The sequence below is a fragment of the Pseudomonas sp. 1928-m genome, from assembly GCF_029269135.1.
GTDB lineage: Bacteria > Pseudomonadota > Gammaproteobacteria > Pseudomonadales > Pseudomonadaceae > Aquipseudomonas.
Genome location: NZ_JARIXO010000004.1, coordinates 228,260 through 251,208, shown reverse-complemented (window position 1 = coordinate 251,208; position 22,949 = coordinate 228,260). Strand labels below are relative to the sequence as shown.

At 60.7% G+C, this 22,949-nt stretch carries 19 protein-coding genes; 10 read left to right on the top strand and 9 right to left on the bottom strand.

The window, feature by feature from the left end; translation table 11 throughout:
* Positions 1–27 precede the first annotated feature (27 nt).
* Positions 28–795 carry an SDR family oxidoreductase gene (locus P3C18_RS14950; protein WP_275962636.1) on the top strand — a complete coding sequence of 256 codons (768 nt, stop codon included), beginning with the start codon at positions 28–30 and terminating at the stop codon, positions 793–795.
* Between the two features lie 59 nt (positions 796–854).
* On the opposite strand, the gene P3C18_RS14945 is transcribed toward P3C18_RS14950, so the two are convergent.
* Complete coding sequence (locus P3C18_RS14945; RefSeq protein WP_275962635.1) at positions 855–1,502, bottom strand: hypothetical protein; 648 nt, start codon at positions 1,500–1,502, stop codon at positions 855–857.
* Positions 1,503–1,604: 102 nt separating this feature from the next.
* On the opposite strand from P3C18_RS14945, the gene P3C18_RS14940 reads away from it, so the two are divergent.
* Positions 1,605–2,390, top strand: coding sequence for a TSUP family transporter (locus tag P3C18_RS14940; protein WP_275962634.1), 786 nt, complete (start codon positions 1,605–1,607; stop codon positions 2,388–2,390).
* On the opposite strand, the gene nudC is transcribed toward P3C18_RS14940, so the two are convergent.
* The 7 genes from nudC to P3C18_RS14905 form a co-directional block, all read right to left on the bottom strand.
* A complete protein-coding gene (nudC, locus tag P3C18_RS14935; protein WP_275962633.1) occupies positions 2,358–3,185 on the bottom strand; it encodes an NAD(+) diphosphatase in 828 nt (275 codons plus the stop codon). The two genes, P3C18_RS14940 and nudC, sit on opposite strands and share 33 nt — an antisense overlap.
* A gap of 2 nt (positions 3,186–3,187) precedes the next feature.
* Positions 3,188–4,867 carry a ferrous iron transporter B gene (locus P3C18_RS14930; RefSeq protein ID WP_275962632.1) on the bottom strand — a complete coding sequence of 560 codons (1,680 nt, stop codon included), beginning with the start codon at positions 4,865–4,867 and terminating at the stop codon, positions 3,188–3,190.
* A 50-nt stretch (positions 4,868–4,917) separates the two neighbouring features.
* Positions 4,918–5,730, bottom strand: a complete 813-nt coding sequence (locus P3C18_RS14925) for a crotonase/enoyl-CoA hydratase family protein (RefSeq protein ID WP_275962631.1) — start codon at positions 5,728–5,730, stop codon at positions 4,918–4,920.
* 239 nt (positions 5,731–5,969) lie between these two features.
* A complete protein-coding gene (locus P3C18_RS14920; protein WP_275962630.1) occupies positions 5,970–8,228 on the bottom strand; it encodes an Orn/Lys/Arg decarboxylase N-terminal domain-containing protein in 2,259 nt (752 codons plus the stop codon).
* Between the two features lie 130 nt (positions 8,229–8,358).
* On the bottom strand, positions 8,359–9,102 hold the full coding sequence (dnaQ, locus tag P3C18_RS14915) for a DNA polymerase III subunit epsilon (RefSeq protein ID WP_167144553.1): 744 nt from the start codon (positions 9,100–9,102) through the stop codon (positions 8,359–8,361).
* Positions 9,095–9,547, bottom strand: coding sequence for a ribonuclease HI (rnhA, locus tag P3C18_RS14910; RefSeq protein ID WP_275962629.1), 453 nt, complete (start codon positions 9,545–9,547; stop codon positions 9,095–9,097). Before rnhA ends, dnaQ begins: the two co-directional genes overlap by 8 nt.
* A gap of 50 nt (positions 9,548–9,597) precedes the next feature.
* Positions 9,598–10,359 (bottom strand): methyltransferase domain-containing protein, encoded by a 762-nt coding sequence (locus P3C18_RS14905; protein WP_275962628.1) that lies wholly within the window; start codon positions 10,357–10,359, stop codon positions 9,598–9,600.
* Between the two features lie 177 nt (positions 10,360–10,536).
* On the opposite strand from P3C18_RS14905, the gene gloB reads away from it, so the two are divergent.
* Together gloB and P3C18_RS14895 are read left to right on the top strand one after the other, a co-directional pair.
* Positions 10,537–11,310 (top strand): hydroxyacylglutathione hydrolase, encoded by a 774-nt coding sequence (gene gloB, locus P3C18_RS14900; RefSeq protein ID WP_275962627.1) that lies wholly within the window; start codon positions 10,537–10,539, stop codon positions 11,308–11,310.
* Between the two features lie 98 nt (positions 11,311–11,408).
* Positions 11,409–12,986 (top strand): LysM peptidoglycan-binding domain-containing protein, encoded by a 1,578-nt coding sequence (locus P3C18_RS14895; RefSeq protein WP_275962626.1) that lies wholly within the window; start codon positions 11,409–11,411, stop codon positions 12,984–12,986.
* Here the strand turns inward: P3C18_RS14895 and P3C18_RS14890 are convergent, their stop codons facing one another.
* Entirely contained in the window at positions 12,987–14,411 is a 1,425-nt protein-coding gene (locus tag P3C18_RS14890; protein WP_275962625.1) for an HDOD domain-containing protein, read from the bottom strand.
* 167 nt (positions 14,412–14,578) lie between these two features.
* On the opposite strand from P3C18_RS14890, the gene P3C18_RS14885 reads away from it, so the two are divergent.
* From P3C18_RS14885 to fabI, 6 genes are all read left to right on the top strand, one after another.
* Positions 14,579–16,408 carry an extracellular solute-binding protein gene (locus P3C18_RS14885; protein ID WP_275962723.1) on the top strand — a complete coding sequence of 610 codons (1,830 nt, stop codon included), beginning with the start codon at positions 14,579–14,581 and terminating at the stop codon, positions 16,406–16,408.
* On the top strand, positions 16,405–18,258 hold the full coding sequence (locus tag P3C18_RS14880; protein WP_275962624.1) for an extracellular solute-binding protein: 1,854 nt from the start codon (positions 16,405–16,407) through the stop codon (positions 18,256–18,258). Before P3C18_RS14885 ends, P3C18_RS14880 begins: the two co-directional genes overlap by 4 nt.
* 1 nt (position 18,259) lies before the next feature.
* A complete protein-coding gene (locus tag P3C18_RS14875; protein ID WP_275962623.1) occupies positions 18,260–19,333 on the top strand; it encodes a microcin C ABC transporter permease YejB in 1,074 nt (357 codons plus the stop codon).
* A 1-nt stretch (position 19,334) separates the two neighbouring features.
* Positions 19,335–20,354, top strand: coding sequence for an ABC transporter permease (locus tag P3C18_RS14870; RefSeq protein WP_275962622.1), 1,020 nt, complete (start codon positions 19,335–19,337; stop codon positions 20,352–20,354).
* 1 nt (position 20,355) lies between these two features.
* Entirely contained in the window at positions 20,356–21,963 is a 1,608-nt protein-coding gene (locus P3C18_RS14865; protein WP_275962621.1) for an ABC transporter ATP-binding protein, read from the top strand.
* A gap of 174 nt (positions 21,964–22,137) precedes the next feature.
* Entirely contained in the window at positions 22,138–22,932 is a 795-nt protein-coding gene (fabI, locus tag P3C18_RS14860) for an enoyl-ACP reductase FabI (protein WP_275962620.1), read from the top strand.
* The last annotated feature ends 17 nt before the right edge of the window (positions 22,933–22,949 follow it).

Here is a 22,949-nt window from a genome sequence, read left to right as displayed (position 1 = left end):
ACAGGCCCTACCTTAAAAGGAAATCCCATGTCCAAGACCCAACTGTTCGACCTCGACGGCAAGATCGCTTTCGTTTCCGGCGCCAGCCGTGGCATCGGCGAGGCCATTGCCAAACTGCTGGCCCAGCAAGGCGCACATGTCATCGTCTCGAGCCGCAAGATCGATGATTGCCAGAAAGTTGCCGACGCGATCATCGCCGACGGCGGCAAAGCCACCGCAGTGGCTTGCCATATCGGCGAGATGGAGCAGATCAGCAACGTCTTCGCGCAGATCAAGGAACAATTCGGCCGCCTCGACATCCTGGTCAACAACGCCGCCACCAACCCGCAGTTCTGCAACGTGCTCGACACCGACCTGGGCGCGTTCCAGAAAACTGTCGATGTGAACATTCGCGGCTACTACTTTATGTCCATCGAAGGCGGCAAGCTGATGAAGGCCAATGGCGGTGGCAGCATCATCAACGTGGCCTCGATCAATGGCGTTTCGCCAGGCGAGTTCCAGGGTATCTACTCGGTCACCAAAGCGGCCGTGATCAGCATGACCAAGGTCTTCGCCAAGGAATGCGCACAGTTCGGCATCCGTTGTAACGCCCTGCTGCCAGGTCTGACCGACACCAAGTTCGCCTCGGCGCTGACCAAGAACGACGCCATCCTCAAAATCGCGTTGCAGCGCATCCCGCTCAAGCGCGTGGCTGACCCGAGTGAAATGGCTGGCACCGTTCTGTACCTGGCCAGCGATGCCTCCAGCTACACCACCGGTGTGGCGCTGAATGTGGACGGTGGCTTTCTCTCCTGAGAAAAACTGTCCACTAAAAAAGGCGACCCAAGGGTCGCCTTTTTTACATCCACTGGCAGTTATTGCCAGTCTTTCAGCGCCTGCTTGGCTGCCGGGTTCATCGGTTCAGCAAGCAAACCGGCGGGCGTCAAGTTGATGCTGTACACCGCCTCATCGGCCAGCGGCAGGTAAGTCACCCGGCGCGCCTGCGGATCGAAGATAAACAGGTCATGCTGGCCCAGTCGCAGCCAGCGCCACAGATCGATGCCGTAAGGGCTGCGCGCCAGTTCGACGCGGGTGTGCTGCGCTAGGCTTTGCTGCTCGATGGAGAGAAAACGCCCCGAGAGCTTTTCCAGGCGATAACCCGGTTGTAGACCGATCAACGCAGCCAGGCCCTTCCATTGCAGAAAGCGCGCATCCAGCTGCCAAAGATCGCCTTCCATGGTCAGCGTGCGCTCACGGCCGCCCTCCAGCACACTGACGCGATACAGCGGGCCGTCCGCCTTGAAGCTCAGCGTGGCCAACGGCTTTCCTTCAGGAATGGCTGCATAGCTGCGCAAATCGTTGGCCAGCAAGCCAATCAGCGCCGCCAGGGCGAGAAATGCCAGGCCGCAGGTGCCACGCAACCAGCCGAGAAACCACTGCCGATTGAACAGAATGCGCGCCGCAATAAACGCCGCCAGTAACCCCAGCAATGCCGTTGCCCATGCCAGTCCGCCGTATTGCATCGCCGTGCATTCCTTATGCTTGAAATTGCCGGCATTATGCGCAGCTACCTGGCTGTAGAACAGCAAGAGAACACCACAATTAGACACAGGACGTGTTTTTAAATGGCTTTCCCGTTTGAACTCAGTGTTGACCTGACCACCCTGGCGATTCTCGCCCTGGTCGCGTTTATTGCCGGCTTTATCGATGCAATTGCCGGCGGTGGCGGCTTGCTGACCATTCCCGCGTTGCTGACTGCCGGCCTGCCGCCGCACCTGGCCCTGGGCACCAATAAACTCAGCTCGACCTTTGGCTCGGCCGCCGCCAGCTACACCTTTTACCGGCGCAAACTGTTTGACCCCAGCCAATGGCGCAATGCATTGATCGGTACGGCGGTCGGCGCCCTGCTGGGCGCCGCGATGGCGCAATGGCTGCCGTCGGAGTGGTTGAACCAGTTGTTACCAGCCGTGGTATTTGGCTGCGGTCTGTACCTGCTATTCGGCAAAACCCCGGATGCGCCGCTGCTCGCCGAGGCGCCGATTGCCAAAGGCCGGCAGTGGCCACAAAGCCTCAGCCTGGGTTTCTATGATGGGGTTGCAGGGCCGGGTACTGGCGCCTTCTGGACGGTCAGCAGCCTGCTGCTCTACCCGCTCGATCTGGTCAAGGCCAGCGGCGTGGCGCGCAGCATGAACTTCGTCAGCAATATCTGCGCGCTGACGGTGTTTATCATCAGCGGGCAAGTGGCCTGGCTGCTGGGCATCTGCATGGGCTTGGCGTTGATGATCGGCGCGTTTCTCGGCGCGCGCACGGCGATCAAGGGCGGCTCGAAATTTATCCGCCCGGTGTTCATTCTGGTGGTTTTGGCGTTGACCGTGCGCCTAGCCTGGCAGCACTGGTTCGGGCAGGCCTAGGCGGCGCGCCACATAAACGTCGATCAGATAGCGGGCAATCGAACGCGAAGCCGGCAATGGCGGCAGGTCATGTACGCTGAACCACTGCGCATCCTCAATTTCATCGACCTGCATAACGATATCGCCACCGGCGTATTCGGCATGAAAACCTAGCATCAGTGAATGTGGGAACGGCCAGCCCTGGCTGCCGAGGTACTGCAGGTTGCTGATCTCGACCCCGACCTCTTCGCGCACTTCACGGGCTACACAGTGCTCGACTGATTCACCCGCTTCAACGAAGCCGGCCAAGGTGCTGTAGACCCCAGCAACAAAGCGCGGCGAGCGCGCCAGCAGAATCTCATCGCCGCGGGTCACCAGCACAATCATGCTCGGTGAAAGCCGCGGGTAATGCTGTAGCTCGCAGCGCACGCAGTGCATCGCGCGTTCACCCGGCACATGCTGCATCGCTCCCCCGCAGCTACCACAGAAACGGTGCTGGCTGGCCCAGGTGCCAATCTGCGTGGCGTAGCTGAGTAACTTGAAGGTATCTGCATCGCCCTGCAGCATAAATTGGCGCAGGCTCTGCCAGGCACAGCCCGGCATATCGAAAGGCTGGCTCAGCTCCAGCAGGTAGACCGCATCACCATCAAAATGGCCGAGACCATGCTCGGCGATAATCGGCAAATCCTGCTTTTTCAGCCATTCACGGGGAAACAGCACACCGTTGCTGTCCGCGAGAAAGTGCTGCTTGCAGTGCGCGACCACCCAACCACCAGGTTGCTGACTATCAAGCAGAGTGGGCTGCCAGCGTTGCATGCTCAAGCCCCCAGCGGCATGCCCAGGGCCCGCACGCTTTCTGCGGCGAGATCAAGCACACTTGGCTGGGTTTCCGGACGCATCACCGCACCTGCTTCGAGGTAGTACTCAAGACTGCTCAAGGCATCGGCGAGGGTTTCCAGCATCTGCTCGGACGGCATCTGCGGCGCATCGAACATATGCTGCTGGATGTAATCGGCGCAGGCACCGACCAACAACGCAGCGCGCTCCTGACCGAGGAACCACAACCCGCCGCGCACGGCTTGCAGGCTGAACGGTACATTGGACAGCTGCATGCGCTCGCCACCCGACTCCAGGTACGCGGTAATCGCTCGCTTGGCCAGGGCCAGGCCAGCCTGGGCCTCATCAACGACGACGATGCGTGCTTCATTAAGCTGATGCAGGGCGAAGGAGTCAGCCTCTTCGCCTGGCTGCGCCTGGGCAGGACGCGTTTCACGGCGCTCGCCGCGCTCCAGGCTGGCAACCATGCCTTCAACGTACAGCACGGCATCGGCCAGTTTGTGCAGCTCCTGAGGCGCTGGTGCACTCTCCTCACTCCAGCTGGCAACGATTTGCAGCTGAGCGTTGAGGGAGTTGCCAGCCGAACTCAGGCCGACCATGCCGAGGGTCTTGCTCAGCTTGCCGAGCAGGGCGTGCAGGCTATTGAGGCTGTCGCTTTGCAGAGTGCCACGCTCGATCAAGTCGAGCATGTCCTTGACGCTGTTGAGCTCTTCACGGATCGCCGAACTCAGCGAACGCATGACCGCCTGCCCAGGCCCTGCCAGACGCTGGTATTCCTCTTCCAGCAGGTGATCGGTAAAGGGCAGCGGCGTCAGGCCGAATACTTCACTGAGGGCTGTTGCCAGCGGCCCACGGCTGTCCGCCAAGGCCACCAGGTAGAGCAATTCCTTGAGCAGGCCACGAGGCGCTTCGTACTGCCCATTGACCAGCATCTGCTTGAGTTCGCGATCAATCCGCGAAAACAGCTGTTTACGCGATTTGCGCGCCAGCAACTGCCCCTCAACCTGCGCCTCAACGGCCGCCGCACCGACCCAGCACAGGCGACCGCGCGGCTCGTTGGCAAACAGGTTATCGAGCCGCGTCAGCGCGCGGCCCATCAGCTTGAGGCTGGCCTGCGGGTTTTGCTCACGGATAAAGCCCAGCAAACCCACTTGATACATGTGGCGCAGACGGCGCCCTTCWCTTTCACGCGCCGCACCATCGACCGATGGCGGCGAGGTACGCGGACGAGCGTGATCGAGGCGCACGCTGAAAAAGAAGCTTTCCGGCAAGGCGGGCTGACCGCCGGCCAGACGTAGATCGTTGATCGCCGGTAGCAGCAGTTCCGGCATTTCCTGGCGATGCGCCTCAACGTTTTCCAGATAGCGGCGCAGTACGTGCAGCGCGTTGCTCAGGGCGGAAAGCTGTACATCACGCTCTTCGCCGGCACCGGCGGGAATGTCGGTGGCCTGGTCCAGCACTTCCTGGGCCAGCAGCTCGGCACCGGCCAGTTCGATCAGGTTCAGCGTGCCGCGTACCTGATGCAGGTTTTCCACGGCCTGTTGCAGCAGACTGCCGTTGTGGCGGTCGGCGATAAAGTGTTCGAGGCTCGATTCTGCCTCTTCCATGGTGGTGAACAGTTCATCGCGCACCAGATTAAGCGACGTGGCTCCAGAAACCATGAGCTATTGCGCCTCCCGCGTCGGTGATAAAAACAGGTGGAAGGACAGCATCAGTCAGCGAACTCCGGTTTCTGCTTGCTCATATGAGCCGTCATGGCCACTCGCAGATCCGCCGATTGCAGCATGGCGGCGTTCCAGGTGGCGATATATTCCAGGCCGTCATCGACCCGGTGATCACGCATGTAGCGAATCATTTCCTTGGTGCCACGGATGGCGACAGGCGACTTGCTGGCAATCTCGCGGGCAATGCCCATCACGCCATCAAGCAGTGCATCGGCATCGGCGTAAGTGCGGTTGACCAGGCCAATGCTGCGCGCTTCTTCACCATCAATGGTGCGGCCGGTAAAGGCCAGTTCGCGCATCATGCCGTCACCGATAATGCGCGGCAGACGCTGCAGGGTGCCAACGTCGGCGGCCATGCCGATGTCGATTTCCTTGATCGAGAACTGCGCGTCAACGGTCGAGTAACGCATATCACAGGCCGAGATCAGATCAATCGCGCCACCCAGGCAATAGCCTTGAATGGCTGCAAGCACCGGCTTGCGGCAATTGTCCACGGCATTGAACGAGGCTTGCAGTTCGAGAATCTTGCGCCGCAGTTTTTCGGCATTACGGCCAACATCCGGGCCCAGCTGGCTGCCGACGGAGGCCAGCATCATCAGGTCGATGCCAGAAGAGAAATGCTTGCCCGCACCGGAGATCACCACTGCGCGCACTTCATCGGTGGCGTCGATCCAGCGGAAAATCTCGATGATCTCGCTCCAGAAGTCCGCGTTCATCGCGTTGACTTTTTCCGGGCGATTGATCACCACATGGGCGACCTTATCTGCCAACACGACATTAAAGGCTTTGTAGTCGGACACGGCAGTCATCCTCAGCTGGGGCGCAAGCGCACAATGAAAATCTTCTTATGCTAAAAATCGAGCAACTATAACAACCAACCGACAAATGTCGATGCTGGCCACTGTGACGCAGACCACGTCATCAAAGTTAAGCTCAATTTTTACTTATCGGCGATAAGCGCTTGATCTACTGAGAAAGACTGGCGGCAACCGATGAATAACACCGGTGCCGCCTAGCAAAGCTGCAAGCCAGAGCAGGGTCAGGCCTTGATGCAGTCCACGGTGTAGACACCGTCCTCACGCTGCAGGCCATGCACATCGGCATCGAAACCGGGGAAGCTGCGGTCAAAGGTGCGGGCAAAGTCCAGATAATCGATGATCGAGCGGGTCTGCGCAGTAAAGCGCTCGCCCGGCATGATCAGCGGAATACCTGGCGGATATGGCACCAGCATCACCGCAGCAATGCGGCCTTCCAGTTGCTCAATCGGCACCGCCTCGACTTCACCACGCACCAGCTGGTTATAGGCATCGGCAGGCTTGATCGCTACTTCCGGCAGCACCGTGTACATACGTTTGAGTGCCTTGGCCGTGGCGTTCTCGCGGTAGCAGGCATGCAAGGCATCGCACAGGTCACGCAGGCCCATCCCTTGATAGAAGGTCTTGCCAGCCTGGGCAATCGAGGGCAACACATCGCTTAACGGCAAGTTGGCATCGTAGCTGCGTTTGAACTCCAGCAGCTCGGTCAACAGCGTGCTCCACTTGCCCTTGGTAATGCCCATGGAGAACAGCACCAGGAAGGAATACAACCCGGTCTTCTCTACTACCAGGCCACGCTCCCAGAGGAACTTGCTAACCACTGCGGCCGGAATGCCGCGCGCGTCCAGCTTGCCATCGGCGGTCAGCCCCGGCGTCACCAGGGTTACTTTGATCGGGTCGAGCAGCACGTAATCTTCGGCAACATCGCCAAAGCCGTGCCAGTCGGCTTGCGGCTGTAACAGCCAATCCTGGGTCACCACATCATCGGTGCCTTCGGCCTTGGCTGGCTGCCAGATGCTGAACCACCAGTCGTCGCTGCTGAGGTTCTGCCGCAGGTTGGCCAGGGCGCGGCGGAAACTCAGGGCTTCATCGAAGGTTTCCTGAATCAGCGAGCGCCCTGCCGGCCCTTCCATCATCGCCGAGGCCACATCCAGCGAGGCGATAATGCCGTACTGCGGCGAGGTGGAGATGTGCATCATAAAGGCTTCGTTGAAGCGATCCCGATCCAGTTGACGCACACCGCCATCCTGTACATGGATCATCGAGGCCTGGCTAAAGGCCGCCAGCAACTTGTGGGTGGAGTGAGTAGTGAACACCAGCGGCGCCTTCTCGGTGCGCGCGGTGCCCATGCCGTAACGCCCGGCATAGAACTCGTGAAACGCCGCATAGGCGTACCAGGCCTCGTCGAAATGCAGCACCTCGACGCTATTGCCCAGGGTCTGCTTGATCAGCTCGGCGTTGTAGCAAAGACCGTCGTAGGTCGAATTGGTCACCACCACCAGCTTGACCATCGCCCCGCTACTGCTCGGCATACGGCCACGCGCCAGCGGGCTGGCATCGATCTTGGCCTGGATCGACTCACGGCTGAATTCGCTCAGCGGAATCGGCCCGATAATCCCCAGCTCGTTGCGCTCCGGGCACAGGTACAGCGGGATCGCGCCGGTCATGATGATCGAATGCAGGATCGACTTGTGGCAGTTGCGATCGACCAGCACTAGATCATCGCGGCCGACCATGCTGTGCCAGACGATCTTGTTCGCCGTCGAGGTGCCGTTGATCACGAAATAGGTGTGATCAGCGCCGAAGTTACGCGCCGCGCGGGCTTCGGCTTCGGCCAGTGGGCCGGTGTGATCGAGCAGCGAACCCAGCTCCGGTACCGATACAGAGAGGTCAGAACGCAGAGTGTTCTCGCCGAAGAACTGGTGAAACGCCTGCCCCACCGGGCTTTTGCGATAGGCCACACCGCCGCCATGGCCAGGTGTGTGCCAGGAATAGTTGGACTGTGCGGTGTGCTGCACCAGCGCCTTGAAGAACGGCGGCAGCAGGCAATCCAGATAATTGCGCGCGGCACGGGCCACCTGGCGGGCGAGGAACGGCACAGTGTCTTCGAACAGATAGAGAATGCCGCGCAACTGGTTGAGGTCGACCATAGCCTCGGCCGGCGCGTTCTCGATGGTCACCTGTTCACCGAGGGCGAAAATCGGCAACTGCGGCGCACGACGGCGAGCGATACGGATCAGCTCGACCATGTCCTGCAGCAGGTTCTTGTTTTCACCCGCACCTTCGGCGGCGACCAGAATGCAGGCCAGGCCATGGTGGGTGGAGGCAACGATGCGCCCCTCGGCGGAGCTGGCGGTGGAAAGAATGCTGAAGCCGTCCTGCTCCAGTTCTTGGGCGATGGCGCGAACCCGGTCACCGGCCACGGTATCGGCCTTGATGTCACGGTGCACGATCAGGACGGGGAACTTAAGGTCTTTATACATTGTGGCGTCCCTGAAGAGTGGCAAGTACTGGCCTGCCTATCGCCTCAGGGTAGAGGCTGACTCCGCCAGGCGGAACCCCCTCTGCGTGACGCTGTACGAAAAGGTCGCGAGTGGATAACTCGCGACGTTCCTACACCTCAGCCTTGGGCTGCTCCATCTGCACCCAGAGCGGCGGTGCGCCAGCGGATTTTTCGATGATCGCCAGGCGCGCGGCATGCTCAGCAAGCTCTGCAGCGCTGGCCTGGATCACCCGAGTACGTGCGCGCTCAGCGGGCAAGCGGCGGATCGCACTGGGCTGTTGACGGCCATTGCTGTCGCCTTCCGAACCATCGCCAGCCAGGGATAGATTGGTCTGCCCGCCGGTCATGGTCAGGTAGACGTCGGCAAGAATCTCGGCGTCGAGCAAGGCACCGTGCAGGTCACGACCGGAGTTGTCGACGCCATAGCGTTTGCACAGGGCATCGAGGTTGTTGCGCTGCCCTGGGTGACGCTCGCGGGCCATCATCAGGGTGTCGAGAATCGAGCAGTGCTCGCTGATATCGGCGCGGTCGTCCTGCTTAATCAGGGCAAATTCGTTGTTGATAAAGCCAACGTCGAACGCTGCGTTGTGGATGATCAGCTGCGCGCCCTTGATGAATTCGAAGAACTCATCGGCGACTTCCTTGAAGCGCGGCTTGTCTTTAACAAAGTCATTAGTGATGCCGTGAACGGCGATGGCGCCTTCGTCGATCTCACGATCAGGCTGCAGGTACACATGGAAATGCCGCCCGGTCAGGCGTCTGCCGATCAGTTCGACACAGCCGATTTCGATGATCCGGTGGCCATCGGCCACCGGCATACCAGTGGTCTCGGTATCGAGTACGACGCTACGCATGCTTCTTTGCCCTCACTTCATCAACACCGCGGTTGGCCAGTTGATCGGCCTTCTCGTTACCCGGATGGCCGGTATGACCGCGCACCCACTGCCAGGTAACGTCATGCCGATTGACCTGTTCGTCCAGCGCCTGCCAAAGGTCGGCGTTTTTCACGGGTTCCTTGGCGGCGGTCTTCCAGCCACGCTTCTTCCAGTTCGGCATCCACTCCTGGATGCCTTTCATCACATACTGCGAGTCGGTCACCAGACGTACCGAGCAAGGCCGAGTCAGCGCAATCAAGGCACAAATCGCCGCCATCAGCTCCATGCGGTTATTGGTGGTGTTGGGCTCACCGCCCCACAGTTCCTTCTCCACACCTTTGCAAACCAACAATGCGCCCCAGCCACCAACGCCAGGATTACCCTTGCAGGCGCCGTCGGTGTAGATCTCGACCTGTTCACTCATGTATCTGCAATCTCTCGCTCAATTAATCTGGCCGGTTGTGTTTCCGCCAGCTACTTCTCAGGTGTTTCGCGGCGGCTGACCTTGGCCACGGGCATCGGCAGCAGCTTGCCTACCGGTTGCCGGCTGGGTTGGCGCAACGGCCGCAGCCCTACCACCAGCTTGCGGGCTACCAGCACGTAAAAACCGCCACCGGGTGGTTGCCAGGCCGCACCCAACCGCTCCAGTCCAGCCAGCCGCGCCTGCCAGGCCGGCGCAGAAAGCGGCGGACGATAGCACCCGAAGCGGCGTTTCTCCAGCGCGAAGCCCAGCAGGTGCAACCAGTCGCTGACCCGGCTGGGCGCAATACAGCGGGCTTGGCGCAGCGCGTCGCGGGTAAACAGATGGCGGATGCCCCAACTACTCATCGGATTGATCCCGACGATCAACAGATGACCGCCCGGGCGCACGCTGCGCGCCGCTTCACGTAGCAGACCATGGGGCGACAGGCTGAAATCCAGCCCATGCTGCAACACCACCACATCGGCGGCGTGTTCGGTCAACGGCCAGGACTGCTCCTCACAGACGATCTCCACGCCCTTGAACGGCGCCCCCAGGCGCACACTGCGCTGAATTTGCTGAGCATCCGGCGGCGTGTCGGCGGCTGGACCGTAATGCACTAAATAGCCGCCAAAGAAACGCGCCAGCTCTTCCTCCAGCAATTGCCGCTCCTGCTCCAGCAGCAACTGCCCGAGCGGGCCGCTCAGCCAGCTGCGCGCGGCGGCGATAAGGTCGAGCCATTCACTGTCTGCGAGGGCAAAAGGGTGATCGGACATAAGGGGCTACTCCCGTATTATTCACGACCGAGCGGGGGCTTAGAACCTACTCACGATCTCGCGAGCTAGAGCCTGTTTTTAACGCAGCAGGGCCGACGCGCAGCAGATCGTGCTGCATAGCCAGCACCGCCATTGCGTCCTAAGATGCACCTTTGTGCCCTGCTTAGCGACCCACTGATGATTAAAATCGACGCCCTGCCTGCATTCTCCGACAACTATATATGGCTGCTGCAAGACGCCGAACAGCGCCGCTGCGCTGTTGTCGACCCGGGCGACGCCGCCCCGGTAGAAGCCTGGCTGGCGGCCAACCCCGGCTGGCAGTTGAGTGACATTCTGATCACCCACCATCATTTCGATCACGTCGGCGGTATCGAGCGCCTCAAAGCCGCTACGGGTGCACGAGTGCTCGGGCCGGCCAATGAGAAGATCCCTGGCCGTGACCTGGCGCTGCGCGACGGCGACCAGGCCGACGTGCTGGGCCAGCGTTTCGACATATATGAAGTACCGGGGCACACCCTTGGGCATATCGCCTATATCCAGCCCGAGCAGCACTGGCTGTTCTGTGGCGACACACTGTTTGCTGGCGGCTGTGGTCGCCTATTCGAAGGCAGCCCCGAACAGATGCACAACTCGCTCAGCCGCCTGGCCGCCCTCCCCGAACAGACTCAGGTGTTCTGCACCCATGAATACACCCTGAGCAACCTGCGCTTTGCCGCCGCCGTTGAGCCGGATAACGCGGAAATCCAACAACGCTTGGCGCAGGTCAGCCAATGGCGCGAAGCCGGACAAATCAGCCTGCCGTCATCGATTGCTTTAGAGCGCGCGACCAATCCTTTTCTACGCAGCGCACAACCGTCGGTCGGCGCCCGCATCAGCGAGCGCGAAGGGCCTGCAAGCCGCTCGCCAGCGCAGGTGTTCGCCGCGTTACGCGCCTGGAAGGACCATTTCTAAACCTCGACAACCACACAAAAGACTGGTTAAAACTTGACCAAGGGCAGGCTGGTTCCTAGAATCGCCCGACCTTTTCGCCGGGAAGTACATCGCCGCCAATGCCTCTATCACCACGCAAGACCTTGAATTTAAAGGCATTGGCACAAAGCGCTCAGACGCTTGTGGTGATCATGTGCGTAACCCTGGCCGGTTGCCAGACCAGCAACCAATACCGCCCTGACAGCGGCCGCGACACCGACCGCGCGGTCGGTCTTGAGCAAGAGCCGGAATGGCTGAACAGCAGCGTGGCACCAACCCCCGAAGAACCCAAAGACATCTGGGAACGGGTGCGCAACGGCTACCAGCTGCAAGACACCATCACCCTCAACCCGCGCATCGAGCAACAACGCCTGTGGTTCGTCAGTAACCCTTCGTTTATCGAGAAAGCCGGCGAGCGCAGCAGCCCCTATATCCACTTTATCGTTGAGCGCTTGGAACAGCGCAATATGCCGATGGAGCTGGCGCTGCTGCCGATGATCGAAAGCTCGTACAACCCGCTGGCCTACTCCCATGCCCATGCTGTCGGGCTGTGGCAGTTCATCCCGTCCACGGGGCGCAACTTCAACCTGCGCCAGACCAACTGGTACGACGGCCGCCGCGACGTGATGGCCTCGACCGATGCCGCGATCAGTTACCTGACGCGCCTCAAGGAAATGTTCAACGGCGACTGGCTGCTGGCCTTGGCGGCCTATAACGCCGGTGAAGGCCGCGTCAGCCGGGCGATTGAGCGCAACCAGAAGCTCGGCCTGCCAACCGATTACTGGAACCTCTCGCTGCCGGTGGAAACCCAGAATTACGTGCCCAAGCTGCTGGCCCTCTCGCAAGTGGTAATGACGCCGCAAGCCTATGGCGTCAGCCTCGCGCCGATTGCCAACGAACCGTATTTCGAGAAAGTTGCATTCACCCAGCGCATGGACCTTTCGCGCGTCGCCGCCATGGCCGACCTGGATGAGGACGAGCTGTACCTGCTCAACCCTGCGTTCAAGAAAGGCATAACACTGGATGGCCCGCAGCACCTGCTGGTGCCAACCGACAAGGCCGAACTGCTGACCGCCAACCTGTCGCTGATGAAACCGCAGGAGCGGGTCGACTGGCAGCAGTACCGGGTGCGCTCAGGCGACAGCCTGCACAGCATCGCCAACCGCCATCAGCTGACGGTGAACACCCTCAAGGACATCAACAAGCTCTCCGGCAACAACCTGCGCATCGGCCAGATGCTCAGTATTCCCGCGCAGCCCGGTGTGCCGGCGCGCGAGCCCGTGTTCCAGCGCAGCGTCGCACACAGCGCGCCAAGCCGTACCTACCGGGTGAAAAACGGCGACAACCTCTGGCTGATCGCCAAGAACCACAATGTTGCCGTCAAGGATGTGCAGCGCTGGAACAAGCTGTCTGGCAACAGCCTGCGGGTCGGCCAGGTGCTCACCTTGCAAGCCAGTGCACCCAGCCGTGGTGCGAGCGGTAGCAGTGGCGGTGCCCCCCGGCAGAGTGCGACTTATTACAAAGTACGCCAGGGCGACTCGCTGTACCTGATCGCCAAGCGTTTCAAGGTGCCAATGAAAAGCCTGCAAAGCTGGAATCCAAAAGCCGGCAAAGCGCTCAAGCCAGGGCAGACCCTGACCCTGTACAGCCTCAACTGATCAGGCCTTCTTGCTCATCGCCTCCAGGCAGCGCCCGGTCAACTGGGTAAAGCGTTGAAAGGCGACAAACTGCTCATGCTTCAACGCCCGCCCAGACACCCGGCTGTCGGCATACAGCAGGCCAATTTCGCGGGTGCCCGCCAATAGCGGTGCAATAAAGAACATGCCCTGCCCCAGGCGCTGGCGAATCGGCTGGGTGACCAGCTCATTAAGGTTGTAACTGGCGGGCACGCCCATCCAGAGCGCTTCTTTATTACGCAGCGCGTAACTGAAGATATGCGGCTGCTCTTGCTGCGCCACGGGCAAGACGAAGTCATGGTTCCAGCCCTCAGTGCCTTCACCAATCACCCGTTTGGCACGGAAACAACTCTGCCCGTCCGCCAGCACCACCAGCATGATGCGCTCCAGCCCTGCGCCCTGATGCAGGCCCTTGAACAGCGTATCGAGCACCAGGCCGAGATCGGCACGGCGCGAGACCATTAGCCCAAGATCCTGCAAAGCCTGCTGCAATATCAGCAGATTGGGCTGTAACAGGCGCGCCTTGCGCTGCTCCTGCTGCAGGCGGATCTGTTCCGGGTCGGTATTGGGGATCAGTTTGCACAGCTGGCTGGCACCGAAGGTCGCCGCCATCTTCACGGTTTCCTCGGCGCTGGCCAGCACCTGTTGCATGGCCTCCTGCGGAGTCACCCCGATAAAGCTGGCCAGCTGGCCGACCAGAGCCTCCATGGCCGGGGTATCCCAGCCATCCAGCGCGGCCTGACTGATCTTCGCCCCTAGGGTCACGGCTTTGACGGCCGGGTCATTCTGGCTGGTCGACTGATGCGCCAGGCTGACGGTGTCGCCCAGGTTCCAGCTTTTCACCAACGCCAAACTCAGTTGGCGAAAACTGGTGCCCAGCAGCTGCATGACCACCTCATCCTCATCGACACCCGACTGAGCCAGGGCGCTGGCCAGATCATCCGCCGCATCGCCGGCGCAGCCCCAGAACGCCAGCTCACCGACGTTATGTAACAAGGCGGCGATAAACACTTCCTCATCATTTTTCGTCAGCACGTAGCCGGCGATATTGCGCGCCTGCACGGCGGCATGAAACGAGCGTGCCAACAGTTCGGCAAGCTGATCGCGGGAGCTGCGTGCCAGCAGACCATCGATCAGGCTGACCGACAGGCCGATCTGCCGTACGTTGTCGAAGCCAATCAGCACGATGGCCCGGGAAATGGTGCGGATAGGCTCTTGAGAGGGGTTGTAGTACACACTGTTGCCGATACGCAGCACCTTGGTGGTCAAGGCCGCGTCGCGTAGCAGAACGTCTGCCAGTTGCTGCACAGAGGATTTGTCGCCCAGGGTCAAACGATGCAGATCCTGCACCACCGCGGCCAGGGCGGGTAATTCGGCTTGGTTGAAGCGATCGATCCATGACTGCAAACCATGGCAGGCTGTTACCAAAATGATGCCCTCGCAGTGGATAGCTTGAGTGTAGTCAAAGTGCCGCTATTGCTTGGCCGCGAGCCTACCCTTTTTCCAGCCGATACAAGCTGTTAATGTGCCTGACCAGCAGCCCACAAGACGCCACGGATCGGATATTTCACTTGATACGTCCCCTCCTCTCGTTACTTCTCTGCATGGCCATCAGTTCATCTGCCTGGGCCACTCTGTATAAAAGCCACGGTTACGCCCAGTTTGGCGAGCTGAAGTATCCCGCCAGCTTTACCCATTTTGCCTGGGTCAACCCGGAAGCCCCCAAGGGCGGCACACTGCGGATGATGGCCAACGGCACATTCGACACGCTCAACCCTTACACCCTCAAGGGCAGCAGCCCGATCAGCACGGCCAACTTTCTGCAGTACGGGGTCAACGAGCTGAATGCGCCGCTGATGGTCGGCACCGGCGCCTATGACCCTTCCGGTGACGAGCCGGCCTCCAGCTACGGCCTGATCGCCGAGTCGGTTGAGTACAGTGATGATCGCAGCTGGGTGGTGTTCAACCTGCGTCCCGAGGCGCGCTTTCACGACGGCAAGCCGATTACCGCCTATGACGTGGCCTTCTCCTACCGCCTGCTGCTCAAGGAGGGTCACCCGCAATACCGCACCAACCTGCAGGAAGTAAAACGGGTCGACATCCTCAATCGCCACAGCATCCGCTTTGTGCTCAAGCGTGCCGGCAATTCCCTGCTGATCCTGCGTTTGGGCGAATTGCCGGTGCTGCCGCAGCACTACTGGAAAGACCGCGACTTCAAGGCCACCACCTATGAACCGCCGCTGGGCAGCGGGCCCTACCGGATTACCCAGGTCAGCCCCGGGCGCAGCCTGAGGTTTGAGCGGGTCAAGGACTGGTGGGGCGCCAAGCTGCCGGTCAATCGCGGCAAATACAATTTCGACCGGGTCGATGTGGAGTTCTACCGCGACAGCCATGTCGCCTTCGAGGCATTCAAGGCCGGCGAATTCGACGTTTATATCGAACAGCAAGCGAAGAACTGGGCCAACGGCTATCGCTTCCCGGCATTGAGTCGGGGCGAAGTGATCCGCGCCGAGATCCCCCACCAGATCCCGACCCAAACCCAGGCGCTGTTTATGAACACCCGCCGCGCGGTATTTGCCGACCGCCAGGTGCGCGAAGCCCTGGGCCTGATGTTTGATTTCGAATGGGCCAACCGTGCGCTGTTCAACAGCTCCTACACCCGCGCCCAGAGCTACTACCCCAACAGCGAGTTTGCCGCCACTGGCAAACCGGAAGGCGCCGAGTGGCTGTTGCTCTCGCCCTATCGCAAACAGTTGCAGGCGCGCCTGTTCAGCGAGCCGTTCAGCATGCCGCAGACCGATGGCCGGGGCATCCCACGGGAAACCTTGCGTCGTGCCCTCGGTCTATTGGCCGAAGCCGGCTGGAAGCCCTCCGGCCAACGCCTGCTCAACAGTGACGGGCAACCGCTGCGCTTCGAAATATTGCTGGTCAACCCAAACCTTGAACGTATTCTCCAGCCCTTTACCGAGAACCTCGCCAGCATTGGCATCCAGGCCAACCTGCGCACCGTCGACCGCGCGCAGTACAAGCAGCGCCTCGATCAATACGACTTCGACATGATTTTGCTGACTCTGCCGCAAACCCTCAGCCCCGGCCTGGAACAGTCGCTGTATTTCCATTCATCCCAGGCCAAGATCAAAGGCGGCAGGAATTACGCCGGCGTTACCCATCCGGTCGTCGACGCCATGATCGAAAAACTGCTGTCGGCACAAAGCCGTGACGAGCAGGTCGCCGCCACCCGTGCCCTTGACCGGGTACTGTTGTGGCAGCACTACAGCATTCCAAACTGGTATATCGATTACCACCGCCTGGCTTACCGCAACCGATTTGCCTTCGTCACCACGCCGCCCTACACCCTGGGCCTGCGTACCTGGTGGCTGAAATCCATGGAGAACGCTGAATGACCCATGCATTGCGCGCCCTGTTTATCCACGTCAGCAGCATTGCCCTGCTTGGCGTTGCCAGCCTGGCCCTGGCCGGCCCCAAGCACGCGCAAACCCTGTATGACGAACCGCCCAAGTACCCGGCCAATTTCAAGCACTTCGACTACGTAAACCCGGATGCACCCAAAGGCGGCAGCTTGCGCCAGGCCGGCTTTGGCGGCTTCGACAGCCTCAATCCCTTTATCAACAAGGGTGTCGCCGCCGAAGATATCGGCATGATCTACGACACCCTGACCCGCCACGGCCTGGACGAACCCTTTACCGAATACGGCCTGCTTGCCGAGAAAATCGAGAAAGCACCGGACAATGCCTGGGTACGCTTCTACCTGCGCCCCGAAGCGCGCTTTCATGACGGCCAGCCAGTCACCGCCGAAGATGTCAAATTCACCTTCGATACGCTGATGAGCAAAGGCGCACCGATGTACCGCGGTTATTACGCCGACGTCGACAAGGTTGAAGTTGAAAGCACGCACCGCGTGCGCTTTATCTTCAAGCAGGCCGGCAATCGCGAACTGCCGCTGATTGTCGGCCAGTTGCCGGTACTGCCAAAACACTGGTGGGCCGAGCGCGACTTCAGCAAGGGCAACCTGGAAGTCCCGCTGGGCAGCGGCCCCTACAAGGTGGCGAATGTGCAAGCCGGCCGTTCGATCCGCTATGAGCGGGTCAAGGACTGGTGGGGCAAGGACCTGCCGGTCAACCGCGGCTTCTACAACTTCGACACCCTGGAAATCGACTACTACCGCGACAACACTGTCGCCCTCGAAGCACTCAAGGCCGGGCAGTTCGACTACTGGCTGGAAATCAGCGCAAAGAACTGGGCCACCGCCTACAACAACACCGCCGTGGCCAACGGCCAGCTGATCAAGGAAGAGATTGCCAACCACAACCCCACCGGCATGCAGGGTTTTATCTTCAATACCCGCCGCCCGCTGTTCAACGACCGCCGCGTGCGTGAAGCCCTGGGCCTGCTGTTTGATTTCGAATGGGCCAATCGCCAGCTATTCAATGGCGCCTACACGCGCACGCGCAGCTACTTCGACAACTCTGAACTGGCCTCTGTCGGCCTGCCCTCCGCAGATGAGTTGAAGCTGCTAGAGCCTTTGCGCGCGCAGATTCCGCCCCAGGTATTTACCGACGAATACCAACCTTCGCTCACCGATGGCAGCGGCATCATTCGTGAGCAGCAGCGCCGCGCTTATCAGTTGCTGCAGGAAGCCGGCTGGCGCGTGGATGGCGACAAGATGCTCGACAGCACCGGCAAGCCGGTGAGCTTCGAATTCCTCCTGGCGCAAACCGAATTCGAACGCATCCTGCTGCCGTTCAAGCGCAACCTGGCCGATCTGGGCATCGATCTAGTGATCCGCCGCGTTGACGTGTCCCAATACATCAACCGCCTGCGTTCGCGTGACTTTGACCTGATCGTCGGCGGCTTTGGCCAGTCCAACTCCCCCGGCAACGAGCAGCGCGAATACTGGCACTCCAGCAGCGCCGACAACCCCGGCAGCCGCAACTTTATCGGTCTGAAAGACCCTGCCGTGGACAGTCTGGTCGAAGGCCTGATCAATGCCGACTCGCGCCAGAGCCTGATCAGCCACACCCGCGCCCTTGACCGCGTGTTGCTGTGGGGCCACTACGTGGTGCCCAACTGGCATATCAAAACCTGGCGCGTGGCCTACTGGAACCGTTTCGAGCATCCCAAGGTCAGCCCGAAATACGACATAGGCCTGCACACCTGGTGGGCCCGCGGCAAATCACCAGAAGCAGCGGCTGACGAAGCGGCCGCCCAGCCCACCACCGACGTGGAGCAATAACATGCTGGCGTATATCTTTCGTCGGCTGCTGCTGATCATCCCCACGCTGTTCGGCATTCTGCTGATCAACTTCATCATCATCCAGGCCGCCCCCGGTGGCCCAGTCGAGCAGATGATCGCCAAGCTGGAAGGCTTTGACGGCGCTACCAGCCGGATTGCCGGTGGCGGTGCAGAAGTCTCGGTGGCCGGTTCCAACTACCGCGGTGCCCAGGGACTGGACCCGGAGCTGGTGGCGGAAATCGAACGCATGTACGGCTTCGATAAGTCCGCCCCGGAACGCTTCTGGCTGATGCTCAAGAGTTACGCGCAGCTGGATTTCGGCTCAAGTTTCTTTCGCGATGCCGAGGTCATCGACCTGATCATCGAGAAGATGCCGGTATCGATCTCCCTGGGGCTGTGGAGCACGCTGATCATGTACCTGGTGTCGATCCCGCTGGGCATCGCCAAGGCCACCCGCCATGGCAGCGCCTTTGACGTCTGGACCAGCTCACTGATCATCGTCGGCTACGCCATCCCGGCCTTCCTCTTCGCCATCCTGCTGATCGTGCTGTTTGCCGGGGGTAGTTACTGGGACTGGTTCCCGCTGCGCGGGCTGACCTCGAACAACTTCGACGAGCTGAGCTTTACCGGCAAGCTGCTCGACTACTTCTGGCACCTGGCACTGCCCGTCACTGCCCTGGTTATTGGCAACTTCGCCACCCTGACGCTACTGACCAAGAACAGCTTTCTTGATGAGATCAACAAACAGTATGTGGTCACTGCTCGCGCCAAGGGCCTAAGCAACAACCGCGTGCTCTATGGCCATGTGTTCCGCAACGCCATGCTGATCATCATCGCCGGCTTCCCGGCGGCCTTTATCGGCATCTTCTTTACCGGCTCATTGCTGATCGAGGTGATCTTCTCCCTCGACGGCCTCGGCCTGATGAGCTTCGAGGCTGCGATCAACCGCGATTACCCGGTGGTGTTCGGCACCCTGTTTATCTTCACGTTGCTGGGCCTGGTGGTGAAATTGATCGGCGACATTACCTACACCCTGGTCGATCCGCGTATCGACTTCGAAAGCCGGGAGGGTTGAGATGAAACTGTCGCCAATCAATCAACGCCGCTTCCAGCTGTTCAAGGCGCACAAACGCGGCTGGTGGTCGCTGTGGGTGTTTCTCGCGCTGTTCTTCGTCACCCTCGGCGCCGAGATGATCGCCAACGACAAACCGTTGGTGGTGAGCTACGACAGCGAACTGTATTTCCCGGTCTTCAAGCGCTACCCGGAAACCACCTTCGGTGGCGAATTCCCGCTGCAGGCCAACTACAAGAGTCCGTATATCCAGGAACTGATCAAGGAAAAGGACGGCTGGATGATCTGGCCACCGATCCGCTACAGCTACTCCAGCATCAACTACGACCTGCAGGTGCCCGCCCCGGCGCCGCCTTCGGCGGAAAACCTGCTGGGCACCGATGACCAGGGCCGCGACGTGCTGGCGCGGGTGATCTATGGCTTCCGCATCTCGGTGCTGTTCGCCCTGATCCTGACCCTGGCCAGTTCGGTAATCGGCGTGTTTGCCGGCGCCCTGCAGGGCTTCTACGGCGGCTGGGTCGATCTGGCTGGGCAGCGCTTTCTGGAAATCTGGTCCGGCCTGCCGGTGCTCTACCTGCTGATCATCCTCGCCAGCTTCGTGCAACCGAACTTCTGGTGGCTGCTGGGCATCATGCTGCTGTTCTCCTGGATGAGCCTGGTGGATGTGGTGCGCGCCGAGTTCCTCCGTGGGCGCAACCTGGAATACGTGCGCGCAGCCCGTGCCCTGGGGATGCAGAACGGCTCGATCATGTTTCGCCATATCCTGCCCAACGCGATGATTTCCACCATGACCTTTATGCCGTTCATCCTCACCGGCGCGATCGGCACCCTCACCGCGCTGGATTTCCTCGGTTTCGGCCTGCCGCCTGGCGCGCCGTCACTCGGCGAGCTGGTGGCCCAGGGCAAATCCAACCTGCAGGCGCCCTGGCTCGGTATTAGCGCCTTTGCCGTCCTCGCCCTGATGCTCAGCCTGCTGGTGTTTATCGGCGAAGCGGCACGTGATGCCTTCGATCCGAGGAAATGACATGACCGACTCCAACACCCTCATCGAAGTCCGCGACCTGGCGGTCGAGTTCGTCAGCGGCAGCCTCAAGCAGCGTGTGCTGGAAGGCGTCAGCTTCGACATCAAGCGCGGTGAAACCCTGGCCCTGGTGGGCGAAAGCGGCTCGGGCAAATCGGTCACCGCGCACTCTATCCTGCGCCTGCTGCCCTACCCGCTGGCGCAGCACCCCAGCGGCAGCATTCACTACGCCGGGCAAGACCTGCTTAAACTGAACGAGAACAAGCTGCGCGGCATTCGCGGCAACCGTATCGCCATGGTCTTTCAGGAGCCCATGACCTCGCTCAACCCGCTGCACAGCATCGAAAAGCAGATCAACGAGGTGCTGGCCCTGCATAAAGGTCTGCGCGGCAAGGCCGCCACAGCGCGCACACTGGAGCTGCTGGAGCTGGTTGGTATTCCCGAGCCGCACAAGCGCCTCAAGGCCTATCCACACGAGCTGTCAGGCGGGCAACGCCAGCGTGTGGTGATCGCCATGGCCCTGGCCAATGAGCCGGAACTGCTGATTGCCGACGAGCCAACCACCGCGCTGGACGTCACTGTGCAGCTGAAGATTCTTGAACTGCTCAAGGACCTGCAGGCGCGCCTGGGCATGGCGATTCTGCTGATCAGCCACGACCTCAATCTGGTGCGACGGATTGCCCACCGCGTCTGCGTCATGCAACACGGGCATATCGTTGAACAGGCGGCCTGCGAAACCCTGTTTAAAGACCCACAACACCCCTACACCCGCGAGCTGCTGGGCGCCGAACCCACGGGCGACCCGGTCGATCAGCCGCCGGGCAAAACCATGCTGGAAATCGACAACCTGCGCGTCTGGTTCCCGATCAAAAAGGGCTTGCTGCGCCGCACGGTCGACCATGTCAAAGCCGTGGACGGCATCAACTTCAGCCTGCCGCAGGGCCATACCCTGGGCATCGTCGGCGAAAGCGGCTCGGGTAAATCCACCTTGGGCTTGGCGATTCTGCGCCTGCTCGGCAGTCAGGGCAGTATCCGCTTCCAGGGCCAGACCATCGATCAACTCTCGCAACACGACGTGCGCCCGCTGCGCCGGCAGATGCAGGTGGTGTTTCAGGACCCCTTCGGCAGCCTCAGCCCGCGCATGTGCGTTGGCCAGATTGTCGGCGAAGGTTTGCAGATTCACCGCATGGGCAGCGAGGCCGAGCAGGAACAGGCGATTATCGCCGCTCTGGTGGAAGTGGGCCTGGACCCGGAAACCCGCCATCGCTATCCCCACGAGTTTTCCGGTGGCCAGCGCCAACGCATCGCCATCGCCCGCGCCTTGGTGCTGAAACCCGCACTGATCCTGCTGGATGAGCCAACCTCGGCCCTCGACCGCACCGTGCAGCGCCAGGTGGTCGAGCTGCTACGCTCGCTGCAGGCCAAATACAATCTGACTTACCTGTTTATCAGCCATGACCTGGCGGTAGTCAGGGCCTTGAGTCACCAGGTGATGGTGGTCAAACAGGGCAAAGTGGTCGAGCAAGGCCCGGCGGCACGTGTCTTTGCCGCGCCACAGGACATCTATACACAGCAGTTGCTGGAAGCGGCCTTTATGGTCCCAGCTGACTAACAGGCTATTGAAAAGCGTTGGCGAGGCAGCCAGCGCAAGGCAAAAGCAGGCGAAAAAGCGGAGTTTACGCGCTGTAAATGAGCATTTTTCGTCTGTTTTTAACGCAGTGATGGCAACGCAGGTAGCTTTTCAACTGCCTGCCAATCCTTGTAGACAGGAAGAGGAACAACACCCATGGGTTTTCTAAGCGGCAAGCGCGTACTGATCGTTGGCGTCGCCAGCAAACTGTCCATCGCCTCCGGCATCGCGGCAGCCATGCACCGTGAAGGCGCCGAATTGGCCTTCACCTACCAGAACGAAAAGCTCAAAGGCCGTGTCGAAGGCTTTGCCGCTGATTGGGGCTCAGGTCCTGAGCTGTGCTTCCCTTGCGATGTAGCCAACGATGAGGAAATCGCCTCGGTATTCGAAGCCCTGAGCAAGAAGTGGGACGGTCTGGATTGCATCGTTCACTCGGTAGGCTTCGCCCCTGGCGACCAACTGGACGGCGACTTCACCGACGTCACCACCCGTGAAGGCTTCCGCATTGCTCACGACATCAGCGCCTACAGCTTCGTTGCCCTGGCCAAAGCTGGCCGCGAGATGATGAAAGGCCGCAATGGCAGCCTGCTGACCCTGTCCTACCTGGGCGCAGAACGCACCATGCCGAACTACAACGTCATGGGCATGGCCAAGGCCAGCCTGGAAGCCGGCGTCCGTTACCTGGCCGGCAGCCTCGGCCCAGAAGGCACCCGCGTCAACGCCATCTCCGCTGGCCCGATTCGCACCCTGGCGGCTTCCGGTATCAAGAGCTTCCGCAAGATGCTCGCGGCCAACGAGAAGCAGACCCCACTGCGCCGCAACGTGACCATCGATGAAGTCGGCAACGCCGGCGCCTTCCTCTGCTCGGATCTGGCCTCGGGCGTCAGCGGCGAGATCATGTACGTCGACGGCGGCTTCAACACCACCGCCATGGGCGCCATGGAAGAGTGAGTGGTTAAACCGCAGCA

Coding starts and splice junctions, on each gene's coding strand:
- P3C18_RS14950 (WP_275962636.1), top strand. CDS start 28: ATGTCCAAGACCCAACTGTTCGACCTCGACGGCAAGATCGCTTTCGTT.
- P3C18_RS14945 (WP_275962635.1), bottom strand. CDS start 1,502: ATGCAATACGGCGGACTGGCATGGGCAACGGCATTGCTGGGGTTACTG.
- P3C18_RS14940 (WP_275962634.1), top strand. CDS start 1,605: ATGGCTTTCCCGTTTGAACTCAGTGTTGACCTGACCACCCTGGCGATT.
- nudC (WP_275962633.1), bottom strand. CDS start 3,185: ATGCAACGCTGGCAGCCCACTCTGCTTGATAGTCAGCAACCTGGTGGT.
- P3C18_RS14920 (WP_275962630.1), bottom strand. CDS start 8,228: ATGTATAAAGACCTTAAGTTCCCCGTCCTGATCGTGCACCGTGACATC.
- dnaQ (WP_167144553.1), bottom strand. CDS start 9,102: ATGCGTAGCGTCGTACTCGATACCGAGACCACTGGTATGCCGGTGGCC.
- rnhA (WP_275962629.1), bottom strand. CDS start 9,547: ATGAGTGAACAGGTCGAGATCTACACCGACGGCGCCTGCAAGGGTAAT.
- P3C18_RS14905 (WP_275962628.1), bottom strand. CDS start 10,359: ATGTCCGATCACCCTTTTGCCCTCGCAGACAGTGAATGGCTCGACCTT.
- gloB (WP_275962627.1), top strand. CDS start 10,537: ATGATTAAAATCGACGCCCTGCCTGCATTCTCCGACAACTATATATGG.
- P3C18_RS14895 (WP_275962626.1), top strand. CDS start 11,409: ATGCCTCTATCACCACGCAAGACCTTGAATTTAAAGGCATTGGCACAA.
- P3C18_RS14880 (WP_275962624.1), top strand. CDS start 16,405: ATGACCCATGCATTGCGCGCCCTGTTTATCCACGTCAGCAGCATTGCC.
- P3C18_RS14875 (WP_275962623.1), top strand. CDS start 18,260: ATGCTGGCGTATATCTTTCGTCGGCTGCTGCTGATCATCCCCACGCTG.
- P3C18_RS14870 (WP_275962622.1), top strand. CDS start 19,335: ATGAAACTGTCGCCAATCAATCAACGCCGCTTCCAGCTGTTCAAGGCG.
- P3C18_RS14865 (WP_275962621.1), top strand. CDS start 20,356: ATGACCGACTCCAACACCCTCATCGAAGTCCGCGACCTGGCGGTCGAG.
- fabI (WP_275962620.1), top strand. CDS start 22,138: ATGGGTTTTCTAAGCGGCAAGCGCGTACTGATCGTTGGCGTCGCCAGC.